The organism is Ureibacillus galli (assembly GCF_014836845.1).
GTDB classification, from domain to species: Bacteria; Bacillota; Bacilli; order Bacillales_A; family Planococcaceae; genus Ureibacillus; species Ureibacillus galli.
The window spans coordinates 22,150-34,975 of the sequence record NZ_JACSQA010000016.1; the positions used below are offsets into that span (position 1 = coordinate 22,150).

The 12,826-nt window shown below is 37.4% G+C and carries 17 protein-coding genes and 2 other annotated features; all 17 genes read left to right on the forward strand.

What is annotated here, in order from left to right:
- Positions 1 to 81 precede the first annotated feature (81 nt).
- The 17 genes from H9636_RS11220 (at position 82) to rplL (ending at position 12,825) form a co-directional block, all read left to right on the forward strand.
- Positions 82 to 1,179, forward strand: coding sequence for a PIN/TRAM domain-containing protein (locus H9636_RS11220; RefSeq protein ID WP_191707703.1), 1,098 nt, complete (start codon positions 82 to 84; stop codon positions 1,177 to 1,179).
- Between the two features lie 37 nt (positions 1,180 to 1,216).
- A complete protein-coding gene (ispD, locus tag H9636_RS11225; RefSeq protein WP_191707704.1) occupies positions 1,217 to 1,912 on the forward strand; it encodes a 2-C-methyl-D-erythritol 4-phosphate cytidylyltransferase in 696 nt (231 codons plus the stop codon).
- The gene (ispF, locus tag H9636_RS11230; RefSeq protein ID WP_191707705.1) at positions 1,912 to 2,388 is read left to right on the forward strand and encodes a 2-C-methyl-D-erythritol 2,4-cyclodiphosphate synthase; all 477 of its coding nucleotides are present in this window, start codon (positions 1,912 to 1,914) and stop codon (positions 2,386 to 2,388) included. The genes ispD and ispF overlap by 1 nt, the downstream gene beginning before the upstream one ends.
- Positions 2,389 to 2,590: 202 nt before the next feature.
- A complete protein-coding gene (gene gltX / locus H9636_RS11235; RefSeq protein WP_191707706.1) occupies positions 2,591 to 4,051 on the forward strand; it encodes a glutamate--tRNA ligase in 1,461 nt (486 codons plus the stop codon).
- 95 nt (positions 4,052 to 4,146) lie between these two features.
- Positions 4,147 to 4,379: a binding site (T-box leader), on the forward strand.
- An 81-nt stretch (positions 4,380 to 4,460) separates the two neighbouring features.
- Complete coding sequence (gene cysE, locus H9636_RS11240) at positions 4,461 to 5,108, forward strand: serine O-acetyltransferase (RefSeq protein WP_191707707.1); 648 nt, start codon at positions 4,461 to 4,463, stop codon at positions 5,106 to 5,108.
- A 2-nt stretch (positions 5,109 to 5,110) separates the two neighbouring features.
- Entirely contained in the window at positions 5,111 to 6,514 is a 1,404-nt protein-coding gene (cysS, locus tag H9636_RS11245) for a cysteine--tRNA ligase (RefSeq protein ID WP_191707708.1), read from the forward strand.
- Between the two features lies 1 nt (position 6,515).
- Positions 6,516 to 6,932, forward strand: a complete 417-nt coding sequence (locus H9636_RS11250) for a Mini-ribonuclease 3 (RefSeq protein ID WP_191707709.1) — start codon at positions 6,516 to 6,518, stop codon at positions 6,930 to 6,932.
- 1 nt (position 6,933) lies between these two features.
- Complete coding sequence (gene rlmB / locus H9636_RS11255) at positions 6,934 to 7,686, forward strand: 23S rRNA (guanosine(2251)-2'-O)-methyltransferase RlmB (protein ID WP_191707710.1); 753 nt, start codon at positions 6,934 to 6,936, stop codon at positions 7,684 to 7,686.
- Between the two features lie 5 nt (positions 7,687 to 7,691).
- Complete coding sequence (locus tag H9636_RS11260; RefSeq protein WP_191707711.1) at positions 7,692 to 8,207, forward strand: NYN domain-containing protein; 516 nt, start codon at positions 7,692 to 7,694, stop codon at positions 8,205 to 8,207.
- A gap of 72 nt (positions 8,208 to 8,279) precedes the next feature.
- Positions 8,280 to 8,927 carry an RNA polymerase sporulation sigma factor SigH gene (gene sigH / locus H9636_RS11265; protein ID WP_122971253.1) on the forward strand — a complete coding sequence of 216 codons (648 nt, stop codon included), beginning with the start codon at positions 8,280 to 8,282 and terminating at the stop codon, positions 8,925 to 8,927.
- A gap of 83 nt (positions 8,928 to 9,010) precedes the next feature.
- A complete protein-coding gene (rpmG, locus tag H9636_RS11270; protein WP_122971254.1) occupies positions 9,011 to 9,157 on the forward strand; it encodes a 50S ribosomal protein L33 in 147 nt (48 codons plus the stop codon).
- 59 nt (positions 9,158 to 9,216) lie between these two features.
- Entirely contained in the window at positions 9,217 to 9,402 is a 186-nt protein-coding gene (secE, locus tag H9636_RS11275; RefSeq protein WP_122971255.1) for a preprotein translocase subunit SecE, read from the forward strand.
- A 162-nt stretch (positions 9,403 to 9,564) separates the two neighbouring features.
- On the forward strand, positions 9,565 to 10,101 hold the full coding sequence (gene nusG / locus H9636_RS11280) for a transcription termination/antitermination protein NusG (protein ID WP_122971256.1): 537 nt from the start codon (positions 9,565 to 9,567) through the stop codon (positions 10,099 to 10,101).
- 279 nt (positions 10,102 to 10,380) lie between these two features.
- Complete coding sequence (gene rplK, locus H9636_RS11285) at positions 10,381 to 10,806, forward strand: 50S ribosomal protein L11 (RefSeq protein WP_141396955.1); 426 nt, start codon at positions 10,381 to 10,383, stop codon at positions 10,804 to 10,806.
- A gap of 132 nt (positions 10,807 to 10,938) precedes the next feature.
- The gene (gene rplA, locus H9636_RS11290) at positions 10,939 to 11,637 is read left to right on the forward strand and encodes a 50S ribosomal protein L1 (RefSeq protein WP_191707712.1); all 699 of its coding nucleotides are present in this window, start codon (positions 10,939 to 10,941) and stop codon (positions 11,635 to 11,637) included.
- A gap of 69 nt (positions 11,638 to 11,706) precedes the next feature.
- Positions 11,707 to 11,848: a sequence feature (ribosomal protein L10 leader region), on the forward strand.
- Positions 11,849 to 11,881: 33 nt separating this feature from the next.
- Positions 11,882 to 12,382, forward strand: a complete 501-nt coding sequence (gene rplJ / locus H9636_RS11295) for a 50S ribosomal protein L10 (RefSeq protein WP_191707713.1) — start codon at positions 11,882 to 11,884, stop codon at positions 12,380 to 12,382.
- An 80-nt stretch (positions 12,383 to 12,462) separates the two neighbouring features.
- Positions 12,463 to 12,825, forward strand: a complete 363-nt coding sequence (gene rplL / locus H9636_RS11300; RefSeq protein WP_191707714.1) for a 50S ribosomal protein L7/L12 — start codon at positions 12,463 to 12,465, stop codon at positions 12,823 to 12,825.
- The last annotated feature ends 1 nt before the right edge of the window (position 12,826 follow it).

A 12,826-nucleotide genomic window follows, 5' to 3' on the forward strand; every position in this document is an offset into this window, starting at 1 on the left:
AATGAAAATTAGCTGAAGTATTTATAGGGCAAACTATATTGGAACTATGTATAATTGTTATTAAGAAAAGGAGGTGGAAGTATGTTAAAAAGAGTAATACAAATTGCTTTCCTATTAATTGGAGGGGCGTTAGGCTTTGTTTTTTTACCGCCATTATACGAATTCATTAATTTATCATCTAATCCTTGGCTTAACAATCCATATGTTTCCATATTGTTAGGGGCAGTCTTATTATTCCTTTTATCATTCTCGTTATCTGACTACTTTGTCAAGTTGATTGAGTGGATGGAAAACGTGTTATTTAAAATCCCGGCTGCGGATTTATTGTTCGGGACATTCGGACTTATTATTGGGTTAATCGTTGCGTATTTAGTTGGATTTGCTATTGAACGTATTAAAATTCCAATTATTACGGAGTTTATACCAGTATTATTATCGATTATCCTTGGTTATTTAGGTTTCCGTGTAGGGTTTACCAAACGTGATGAACTAACACAAATGTTTTCGAAATCAAGCTCACTTCCTAGGAAGAAACAACTGGACGCATCGGCATCCCAAGCAAATGAAGTGAAGGTCATGTATAAATTGCTCGATACAAGCGTCATTATCGATGGGAGAATTGCTGATATTTCATCAACGGGATTTATTGAAGGTGTGCTTGTTGTACCCCAGTTCGTTTTAACTGAACTACAGCATATTGCTGATTCTTCTGATACGTTAAAGCGTACTCGCGGTCGAAGGGGTCTCGATATATTGAAAAAACTTCAAGATGAACGGGCAACAACGGTACAAATTTCAGAGGAAGATTTTGAGGATGTCCAGGAAGTGGATTTAAAACTAGTACGTTTAGCGAAAAAGATGGGAGCACAAATTTTAACGAACGATTTTAATCTTAATAAAGTTTGTGAGTTACATCATGTGGAAGTACTCAATATAAATGATTTAGCAAATGCCGTAAAACCGGTTGTCATTCCTGGAGAAGAAATGAAGGTTGTTGTTATTAAAGACGGTAAAGAGCACAATCAAGGTGTTGCATACTTAGATGATGGTACGATGATTGTCGTAGAAGGTGGCCGTAGTTACATTGGCCAATCGATTACTGTTACGGTAACGAGTGTCCTGCAAACTTCTGCAGGGCGTATGATATTTGCAAAACCTAAGGACGAACAAGTGGCATAAAGATAACTTCGGTTTTTGAAGATTAGGAAGTGAGTATGTGGATTATGAAGTAGTACTCCCTGCAGCTGGTAGTGGAAAACGAATGGGCGCAGGACAAAATAAATTATTTTTATCCCTTGGGGGTAAGCCAATCTTAATTCACACTTTGGAAGTATTTCAAAGTGATGAAAATTGTACAGGTATTTGGCTAGCGGTAAAGGACGAGGAACGGCAATATATTCAACAATTGTTAGAGAAATACGGCATTACAAAGGTAAAAGGATTACCGAATGGAGGCGAGGAGCGACAACATTCTGTTTACGCGTGCATTAAAGAAATGCAACAAGTGGATATTGTACTCGTACATGATGCTGCTAGACCATTTATTACAAAACCAATTATTTCTCGTCTCGTTAAGGAGGCCTATGAAAAAGGGGCAGTAATTGCTGGGGTAAAGGCAAAAGATACGATGAAAAAAGTAAACGATGGTGTTATCGTTGAAACTGTTGATCGTGAAAGTTTATGGATGATTCAAACACCGCAAGCTTTTCGTTTTGACTTATTAAAGCAAGCAGAAGAAGCTGCTGAAGAAGTCGGCTTTTTAGGAACAGATGAGGCAATGCTAGTTGAGCGTTTAAATCATCAAGTATATATTGTAGAAAGCACTTATGAAAATGTAAAAATAACTACAAAAGAAGACTTAGTTTTCGGAGAAGCGATATTAAAGCACCGTAACGAGCTAGGAGGACAATGATGTTTAGAGTAGGACAAGGATTTGACGTTCATGCATTTGCAGAAGGGCGACCATTAATTTTAGGTGGGATTACAATTCCCCATGATCGAGGATTATTAGGGCATTCTGATGCGGATGTTTTGTTACATACTGTAACAGATGCAGCTTTAGGAGCAATTGGAGAAGGAGATATCGGACATCATTTCCCTGATACAGATCCGGCGTTTAAAGATGCGGATAGTGCGAAATTGTTACAGTATATTTGGAAAATCGTTGAGGACAAAGGTTATGTTTTAGGTAACGTGGACTGTACCATTATGGCTCAACGTCCGAAGCTTGCACCATATATTGAGCAAATGCGGAATCGAATTGCCGAACTGTTAAAAGCTGAACCTTCACAAGTAAACGTAAAAGCAACAACAACTGAAAAATTAGGGTTTACTGGGCGTGAAGAAGGAATTGCAGCGATGGCAACGATTTTATTAATTAAAAAGTAAAAGTTTGACGTGGCTAGTTTGGAGATAGATCCCTATCATGTTTAATCTTAATGACTAGATATAACTTTCCAACTGACTTCCTTTTCATTCTTATTTTAGAGTGGTAAAATGTACAAGATTAATCAAGGACGTTCAGTTTTTCAAATGGTATCGTTTTATAAAAAATGGTTATAACTGAACCAATTTAGGAGGCACTTATTTTATGACGAAGGAAGTTCGCGTTCGTTATGCGCCAAGTCCAACGGGTTTTTTACACATTGGTGGGGCACGTACAGCGCTATTTAACTATTTATATGCAAAACACCATAACGGTAAATTTATTGTACGTATTGAAGATACAGATATTGAACGTAATGTAGAAGGTGGGGAAGCATCCCAATTAGATAACTTACGTTGGTTAGGAATTACTCCAGATGAGTCGATTGACATTGGTGGGCCTTATGCACCTTATCGTCAAATGGAACGTTTAGACATTTATAAAAAACATGCTGAAGAATTGTTAGAGCGCGGCATTGCTTATAAATGTTTCTGTACATCTGAGGAATTAGAAGCTTCCCGTGAAGCACAACGAGCAAAAGGGGTTGCTGCACCTACTTATGATGGGAAATGCCGTCACTTAACAAAAGAAGAAGTAGCTGCAAAAGAAGCGGAAGGTATTCCTTATACAATTCGTATGCGTGTACCTGAAAACACGACTTATCGTTTTACGGATTTAGTACGTGGTGATGTTACATTTGAATCAAAGGATATTGGTGATTGGGTTATTGTAAAAGCGAATGGTATTCCAACATACAACTACGCTGTTGTGTTAGATGACCACTTTATGGATATTACCCATGTATTCCGTGGGGAAGAACATTTATCGAATACACCAAAACAGATGATGATTTTTGATGCCTTTGATTGGGAATACCCACAATATGGTCATATGACATTAATTGTTAACGAAGATCATAAAAAATTATCTAAACGTGATGAATCCATTATTCAATTCGTTTCCCAATATAAAGAACTTGGGTATTTACCAGAAGCGATGTTCAACTTCTTTGCCCTTTTAGGTTGGTCACCTGAGGGAGAAGATGAAATCTTTACAAAAGAACAATTCATCGAAATTTTTGATGAAAAACGCCTTTCGAAATCACCATCTATGTTCGACAAAAATAAACTAACATGGATGAACAACCAATATATTAAAAAGCTTTCCCTTGAGGAAGTAGTAGAATTATGTTTACCACATCTTCAAAAAGCAGGTTTACTTCCAGAACAATTAACAGAAGAACAACAAGCTTGGGCTACTGCATTAATCTCTCTATATCATAACCAAATGAGCTTTGGTGCTGAAATTGTAGAATTATCTAGCCTATTCTTTACTGATGAAATTGAATATGATGAAGCTGCGAAGGAAGTTTTAGCGGGTGAACAAGTTCCTGAAGTGATGACGGCATTTAAAGCGCAACTTGAATCATTGGAAAGTTTTGACGCACCATCCATTAAAGCGGCAATTAAAGCTGTCCAAAAAGAAACAGGTCATAAAGGGAAAAACTTATTTATGCCAATCCGTGTTGTAACGACTGGTCAAACTCACGGGCCTGAACTTCCAGATTCAATTGCTTTAATTGGTAAGGAAAAAGCGATTGCCCGTATTGGAAAATTCGTTAAGTAATCGTTTTGCATTTTAGTTGACTTTTCAATCACCTATTGTAAAATGTATTTAACTTTGTACGAAGAAACTTACGTTAGAAGATATACATTATATTTATTAAAGCGTTGATAAGGAGAAGTACGTAAAAGATGTTTTAAAGAGAGGGTCATCACCGGCTGAAAGTGACCTAGACCGCTTTTTTACGGAAATGCACCTTTGAGCACTTAGCTGAATTGTAGTAGGCTAGTCGGTTCGTCACCGTTAATGGACTTTTGAGCGGAAAGTAGGGACTTCTATTATGGGTATCTTGCTTTCAATCAGAGTGGAACCGCGCAGTAGCGTCTCTGTCTTTCTTATGGAAAGATAGGGGCGTTTTTATTTTGGGGGAAATATCAAAACTATAAAATGAGAATGGTAAGGGGTGTTCATCGTGTTTAAAAGAATTAAAGAAGATATTGATAACGTATTTGAAAACGATCCAGCAGCTCGTAGTGTGTTAGAGGTTGTATTAACTTATTCAGGTCTCCATGCAACTTGGGCTCACCGCATTGCCCATTGGTTTTATAAAAGAAGATTTTTCTTTATTGCACGTGCTATTTCACAAATTAGTAAATTTTTCACCGGCATTGAAATTCACCCTGGTGCAAAAATTGGTCGCCGTTTCTTTATTGACCATGGAACAGGTGTCGTTATTGGTGAAACATGCGAAATAGGTGATAATGTTATTTTATATCAAGGTGTAACATTAGGTGGTACAGGGAAAGAAAAAGGAAAACGGCACCCAACTTTAAAAGATAATGTATTAGTTGCTTCAGGTGCTAAAGTACTGGGATCGATTACAATTGGTGAAAATAGTAAGGTGGGAGCAGGTTCGGTTGTGTTAAAGGATGTGCCTCCAAATGCTACTGTTGTTGGAATTCCAGGGAAAGTCGTTATACAAGATGGTGTGAAAACAACAACAAATAAAAAGCTTGATCATCAAAATGTCCCTGACCCAATAAATGATCGTTTTGTGAAGCTTGAAAAGGAATTAGAAGTATTAAAACAACAGCTAGTGGAATCTCAAAAGGAGAGATAGAATTGACTATTCAAATATTTAACTCTTTAACGAGACAAAAAGAACCTTTTGTCCCGCTTGAAGAAGGAAAAGTGAAAATGTACGTATGTGGTCCAACAGTATATAACTTTATTCATATTGGGAATGCTCGTCCTGTTATTGTATATGATACTGTTCGCCGTTATTTCCAATACAAAGGATATGATGTGAAATATGTTTCCAACTTTACAGATGTAGATGACAAAATCATTAAAGCAGCAAATGAATTGGGCGAGGATGTTTTTGAACTAACAAATCGTTTTATTAATGCTTACTTTGAAGATATTTCAGCTCTTGGTTGCCAAAAGGCAGATGTCCATCCTCGTGTAACAAATCATATGGATGACATTATTTCGTTCATCGGTGTTTTGATTGAAAAAGGATTCGCTTATGAATCTCAAGGGGATGTATATTACCGTACACGAAAATTTGATGGCTATGGTAAACTGTCCCATCAATCTATTGACGATTTAAAAGTTGGTGCGCGTATTGAAGCGGGAGAGAAAAAAGAAGATCCGCTTGATTTTGCATTATGGAAAGCCGCAAAACCAGGTGAAATTAAATGGGAAAGCCCTTGGGGAGCAGGTCGACCAGGTTGGCATATTGAATGTTCTGTCATGGCTCGTGAACATTTAGGCGACACAATTGATATCCACGCAGGTGGTCAAGATTTAACATTCCCGCACCACGAAAATGAAATCGCCCAATCGGAAGCTTTTACAGGGAAAACATTTGCGCGTTATTGGATGCATAATGGGTACATTAATATCGACAATGAAAAAATGTCGAAATCACTAGGTAACTTCGTATTAGTCAATGACATTCGCCAACAAATTGACCCGCAAGTTTTACGTTTCTTTATGTTATCTGTACATTATCGTCATCCCATTAATTTTGCTCAAGATTTAGTAGAGTCAGCCCGTTCTGGTCTAGAACGTCTACGTACAGCCTATTCCAATGTACAATATAGACTGACATCTTCAACAAACTTGTCCGATAATGGTGATGCCTATATCGAGAAAATTAATGAAGTGAAAAAACAATTTGAATTGGCGATGGATGATGATTTTAATACTGCCAATGCAATTTCTGCATTATTTGAACTTGCTCGTATTGCCAATACTTATTTAAACGAAAACAATACAGAGGAACGCATTTTAACTGCATTTATTGAAACCTTTGATGCACTAGGTGGCGTCCTAGGTATTAAATTCTCTACAGAAAACGAACTATTAGATGAAGAAATCGAGGCATTAATTGAAGAACGAAATATGGCACGTAAAAATCGTGACTTTGCCCGTTCTGATGAAATTCGAGACCAACTGCTAGAGATGAATATTATTCTAGAAGATACTCGTCAAGGTACACGTTGGAAACGAGGTTTGTAGTATGACGCAACTTCGGATAGCGGATGTAAAGCAATTAAATGCATTAGCATTAGCTTATATGGGAGATGCTGTTCTTGAACAACGAGTTCGAGAACATCTTCTCTTAAATGGGAGAGCAAAACCAAATCGATTGCATAAAGAAGCAACGAACTATGTTTCTGCTAAAGCCCAATCAATGGTTGTTCATCGTTTAATCGAAGAGCAATATTTAACAGAAGAAGAGGTAGCTGTATTTAAGCGAGGACGCAATGCGAAATCAGGATCTGTTCCAAAAAATACAGATGTTCAAACGTACCGTAATAGTTCTGGTTTTGAAGCGGTTTTAGGAAGTCTTTATTTAACGAAGCAATATGAAAGAGTAAATGAAATCATTGATTATGCCATAACAATCGTTGAGCAATCGAAGGGAGCATCTTAACATGAGTGAACACAACGGCGAAATGATTGCTGGGAAAAATCCAGTTCTTGAAGCGCTTCGGTCTGGACGTGAAATTAATAAATTATGGATAGCTGAGGGAGTCAAAAAAACTGGAGTCAATGAACTGTTAGACTTAGCCCGCGAGCGCGGTGTATTAGTTCAATTTGTTCCAAAGAAAAAGGTAGACCAATTATCGGATGCGAATCACCAAGGGATAGTAGCTTCTGTAGCAGCTTATAAGTATGCAGAAATTGAAGATTTATTTAATGCAGCTAAAGCAAAAAATGAAGATCCGTTTTTTCTCATTCTCGATGAATTGGAAGATCCCCATAATTTAGGTTCGATTATGCGTACAGCCGATGCAATAGGGGTTCACGGTATTATTATTCCGAAAAGACGTGCAGTTGGTTTAACTGCAGTTGTTGCAAAAGCTTCGACTGGCGCAATTGAACATGTACCAGTTGTTCGTGTAACGAATTTGGCTCAAACAGTAGATGAGTTGAAAGACCGTGGTGTTTGGATTGCGGGAACGGATGCGAAAGGGTCTGTAGATTATCGCAAGATGGATGCAACATTACCGTTAGCTGTCATTATAGGTAGTGAAGGCAGAGGGATGAGTCGATTACTGAAAGAAAAATGTGATTTCTTATATCACTTGCCGATGATCGGTCATGTAAATTCATTAAATGCTTCTGTTGCTGCTGCCCTATTAATGTATGAAGTATACCGTAAGCGACAAGAAAAGAATGGATAAGACTTATGCAAACGATTTTGATTGTTGATGGTTACAATATGATTGGAGCGTGGAAAGAATTGCGGCCTCTTCGGGAAACAAACTTTGAAGAAGCCCGCAATCACTTGCTCGATCTTATGGCAGAATACAAAGCTGCCCTTGGCTGTCGAGTGATAGTTGTATTTGATGCCCATCTAGTTCCAGGTGCTCAACAAAACTATGTAAAAAATGCAGTTGAAATAATTTATACTAGAAAAAACGAAACTGCCGATGAATGTATTGAAAAGTTAACGAATGAATTAAAGGGAAGAAAAGTTCAAATTTATGTTGCCACTTCCGATTTAACAGAGCAAAATGTTATTTTCGGAAATGGCGCTTTACGTAAATCGGCCCGTGAATTAGAAATTGAAATGGCTATTATTAAATCGAACATCTCTCAAGAAGTAAAAAAAATGACCCATGAAGAAAAACCGAAATCTAGAATTCAATTATCAGAAGAAGTAGAATTAGCTTTTGAAAAATGGCGACGGGGTTTGAAATAACTGATTGACCTATATTTTCCAATTCCGTTATACTGTTCCTATGACAATACAGAACGTTCTGGGGTGAGGCCAATGCTAAAGAGTAATCAGACACAGGTGTTGCAACGATTTGAAGACCTTTCAGATGAACAGCTGATTGAAGAAGTGCATCAAGGTAATACAGAAGCGTTAGATTATTTAATTACGAAATATCGTATGTTTGTCAAAGCGAAGGCACGCTCTTATTTTTTAATTGGAGCAGATAAGGAAGATATCATTCAAGAAGGAATGATAGGTTTATATAAAGCGATAAGAGATTTTAAAGGGGACAAGTTATCGTCATTTAGAGCTTTTGCGGAACTTTGTATTACTCGTCAAATTATTACCGCTATAAAAACAGCAACGAGACAAAAACATATTCCGCTAAATTCCTATGTATCTCTCGATAAACCAATCTATGACGAAGAGTCAGATCGTACGTTAATGGATATTATTACAAGCTCTGAATCGGATGATCCAGAACATTTAATGATTAATCGTGAGGAATATTCCCATCTTGAAGAAAAAATTGGCGAAATATTAAGTGAATTAGAACAACAAGTATTATCCCTATACTTAGATGGACAATCCTACTTTGAAATATCAGAAGAGTTAAATCGTCATGTGAAGTCGATCGATAATGCTCTTCAACGTGTAAAACGCAAATTAGAGCGTCATCTTGAAATAGGGGAAATAAGCTAACAGTACAGTACCGCTTGTTGACAGCAAAACTTTTAGGTGGTAGTCTTTAAAGGACAAAATGCCGAAATAGGTGAATTTTCAAAATGGCAAAGAAAATAGTTTTATGTTGTGAAAAATGTAGCTCTCGAAACTATTCGGTTCCTGAAAGAGTTGGCTCAACTGAACGACTAGAATTGAAAAAGTTTTGCTCACATTGCAACGAACACACTGTACACAAACAAACGCGATAATTATGTAGTAAATTCAATTGAAACATAGAATAGATGATTTGTTCGGAGGTTAAGCTAAAATGGGCAAGATTAAACAGTTTTTTCAAAATGTAACGTCTGAAATGAGAAAGACAAGCTGGCCAAAAGGTAAGGAGCTTACAAAATATACAATTGTCGTAGTTTCAACAGTAATCTTTATGGCAATATTTTTTGTGTTAGTTGACTTAGGCGTTTCAGAATTATTCCGTTGGTATATAGATCTATAATAATACGATGTTAATATTTCGAAAATAGCCCGTCTTTCAATGTTAACGGGTTTTTTTCATTTGTTTTGTTAATTGTATTTATTTGTGGTAAACCATTTATAAGACTTCGTCAGTGTATATGCGATAAATGAAGGAGGGACGGACGACTAGTCCGAAAACGTTATGGAGAAAAGATGGTATGTAGTTCATACTTATTCAGGATATGAAAATCGTGTAAAGGCAAACCTTGAAAAACGTGTAGAAACAATGGGGATGCAAGATAATATTTTCCGTGTAATCGTTCCTGAACATGAAGAAACAGATTTAAAAGATGGTAAAAAAAGAACAGTAATGCGTAAAGTTTTCCCAGGTTATGTATTAGTAGAGATGATTTTAACGGACGAATCGTGGTATGTAGTGCGTAATACACCAGGTGTAACAGGCTTTATCGGTTCTTCTGGTGGTGGCGCAAAACCAACGCCGTTATTACCTGAAGAAGTAGACCGTTTATTACGCCAAATGGGGATTACGAAGAAAACGGTTGGCGAGCTAGACGTTACTGTTGGTGAAGTGGTCGAAGTTTTAGATGGACCGTTTGCGCACTTCCAAGGTAAAGTGGAAGAAATCGACGCGGATAAAGGTAAAATTAAAGTAACAATTGATATGTTCGGTCGTGAAACGAAAATGGAACTTGACTTCGAACAAATCCAAAAAATTTAGGTTGGAAACTAAAGTTGGCAACTTACTTTATGCTATAGAAAATCGCCATAATAATTGGGATGTTAAACTATTGAAAAGTAACGTTGCCGAAATTGCTTTATAATTTCACTTGCTTATATAAATTAAAAGTGGTATCATTTCATAGGTCAGACCGTCTAAATGATAGTTTGTCATATTAAAGTTAATCTTTTAATGTTATCGGCAATTAGCTGACAGACAGATATTTGAGTGGGAGGGGCAACCCAATTACCACATCACGGACTTAAGGAGGTGTGTCTCGTGGCTAAAAAAGTTATTAAAATTGTAAAACTTCAAATCCCTGCTGGTAAAGCTAACCCAGCTCCACCGGTTGGTCCTGCATTAGGTCAAGCAGGTGTAAATATCATGGGATTCTGTAAGGAGTTCAACGCTCGTACTGCTGATCAAGCTGGTTTAATCATTCCAGTTGAAATCACAGTTTTCGAAGACCGTTCTTTCACTTTCATTACAAAAACTCCACCTGCAGCAGTATTACTTAAAGTTGCAGCAGGTATCCAATCTGGATCAGGTGAACCAAACCGTAAAAAAGTTGCAACGGTTAAACGTGATAAAGTTCGCGAAATCGCTGAACAAAAAATGCCAGACCTAAACGCTGCATCAGTTGAAGCAGCTATGGCGATGGTTGAAGGTACAGCACGAAGCATGGGTATTGTTATCGAAGACTAATCGTTAACAAGTCCTGGTTACTTGATGATGAAGGCTTTTGTTTTGGAGGTTGCGGTATGTTCTTTTTTGAACTCGCAACCTCTATTCGTGGGAGGAATATCCGCTAAAACCACAATCAAGGAGGAAAATATAATGGTAAAAAAAGGTAAAAGACTGCAAGAAGCAGCTAAATTAGTTGACCGTTCTAAATTATATAACGCTGAAGAAGCTATCGCTTTAGCAAAACAAACAAGCACAGTAAACTTCGACGCTACAGTTGAAGTTGCTTTCAAACTTGGTATCGATACTCGTAAAAATGACCAACAAATCCGTGGTGCAGTAGTACTTCCAAACGGAACTGGTAAAACTCAACGTGTATTAGTATTCGCTAAAGGTGAAAAACTTAAAGAAGCTGAAGCTGCAGGCGCAGACTATGTAGGCGATGCAGAATATATCAATAAAATCCAACAAGGTTGGTTCGATTTCGATGTAATCGTGGCAACTCCAGATATGATGGGTGAAGTTGGTAAACTTGGTCGTGTATTAGGACCTAAAGGTTTAATGCCAAACCCTAAAACTGGTACAGTTACTTTTGATGTAACAAAAGCGATTCAAGAAATTAAAGCTGGTAAAGTTGAATACCGTGCTGACAAGGCTGGTATCATCCATGCTCCAATCGGTAAAGTTTCTTTCGATACAGAAAAATTAGTAGAAAACTTCTTAGCTGTATTTGATGTTGTTCAAAAAGCTAAACCAGCTGCAGCTAAAGGTACTTACATGAAGTCTGTTAATGTAACAACTACAATGGGACCATCTGTAAAAGTTGATACTGCTAGTGTAACTGTACGATAATATAAATCGTTTTAAATAAAAATTATATAGGTTGACAACGTTCCTCTTTCTTGGTAAGATGGATGACGTTGTGAATATCCATTTGTACCGTAGACAGTAGGGGTGCTTGCACTTAATTATCCTACCGAGGACATCGAAATCGGATTCTTTTTAGATGATGAATTTTCCGCCTCTAGTCTACTTTTCGACTAGAGGCTTTTCTTTTGTCGGTATAAATGACCCATTCTAATAGGAGGTGTCAATCATGGGCAATGCAATTGAAACAAAAAAAGTTCAAGTACAAGAAATCGCTGAAAAATTCCAAGCTGCTTCTTCTGTAGTAGTAGTGGATTACCGTGGTTTAACTGTTGCTCAAGTTACAGAACTTCGTAAACAACTTCGCGAATCAGGTGTTGAGTTCAAAGTTTACAAAAACACTTTAACTCGTCGTGCAGCTGAAATCGCTGGTGTTGATGGAATCAACGAATTCTTAACTGGTCCAAACGCTGTTGCGTTCTCTAACGAAGACGTAGTAGCTCCAGCGAAAATCATTAATGAATTCGCTAAAAAGAACGAAGCGCTTGAAATTAAAGCTGGTATTATCGAAGGTAACGTTTCTTCTGCTGATGACGTTAAAGCACTTGCAGAACTTCCATCACGCGAAGGTTTACTTTCAATGCTTTTATCAGTACTTCAAGCTCCAGTGCGCAACTTCGCACTTGCAACAAAAGCTGTTGCAGAACAAAAAGAAGAGCAAGGCGCTTAATAGTAGCCTAAACTTCGAACAAATCATTTTCGGGCAAGTAGCCTAATAAAATAACCATATCCATATAGGAGGAAAATAAAATGAACAAAGATCAAATCTTAGAAGCTATCAAAGCTATGACAGTTCTTGAGTTAAACGATTTAGTAAAAGCAATCGAAGAAGAATTCGGTGTAACAGCTGCTGCTCCTGTAGCAGTAGTAGGTGGCGCTGGTGCAGCTGCTGCTGAAGAAAAAACTGAATTTGATGTAGTACTAGCTAGCGCTGGTGACCAAAAAATCAAAGTTATCAAAGTGGTTCGTGAAATCACTGGTCTTGGCTTAAAAGAAGCTAAAGAAGTTGTAGATAACGCTCCAAAACCATTAAAAGAAGGCGTATCTAAAGAAGAAGCTGAAGAAATTAAAGCTAAACTTGAAGAAGTTGGCGCTTCAATCGAAGTTAAATAAT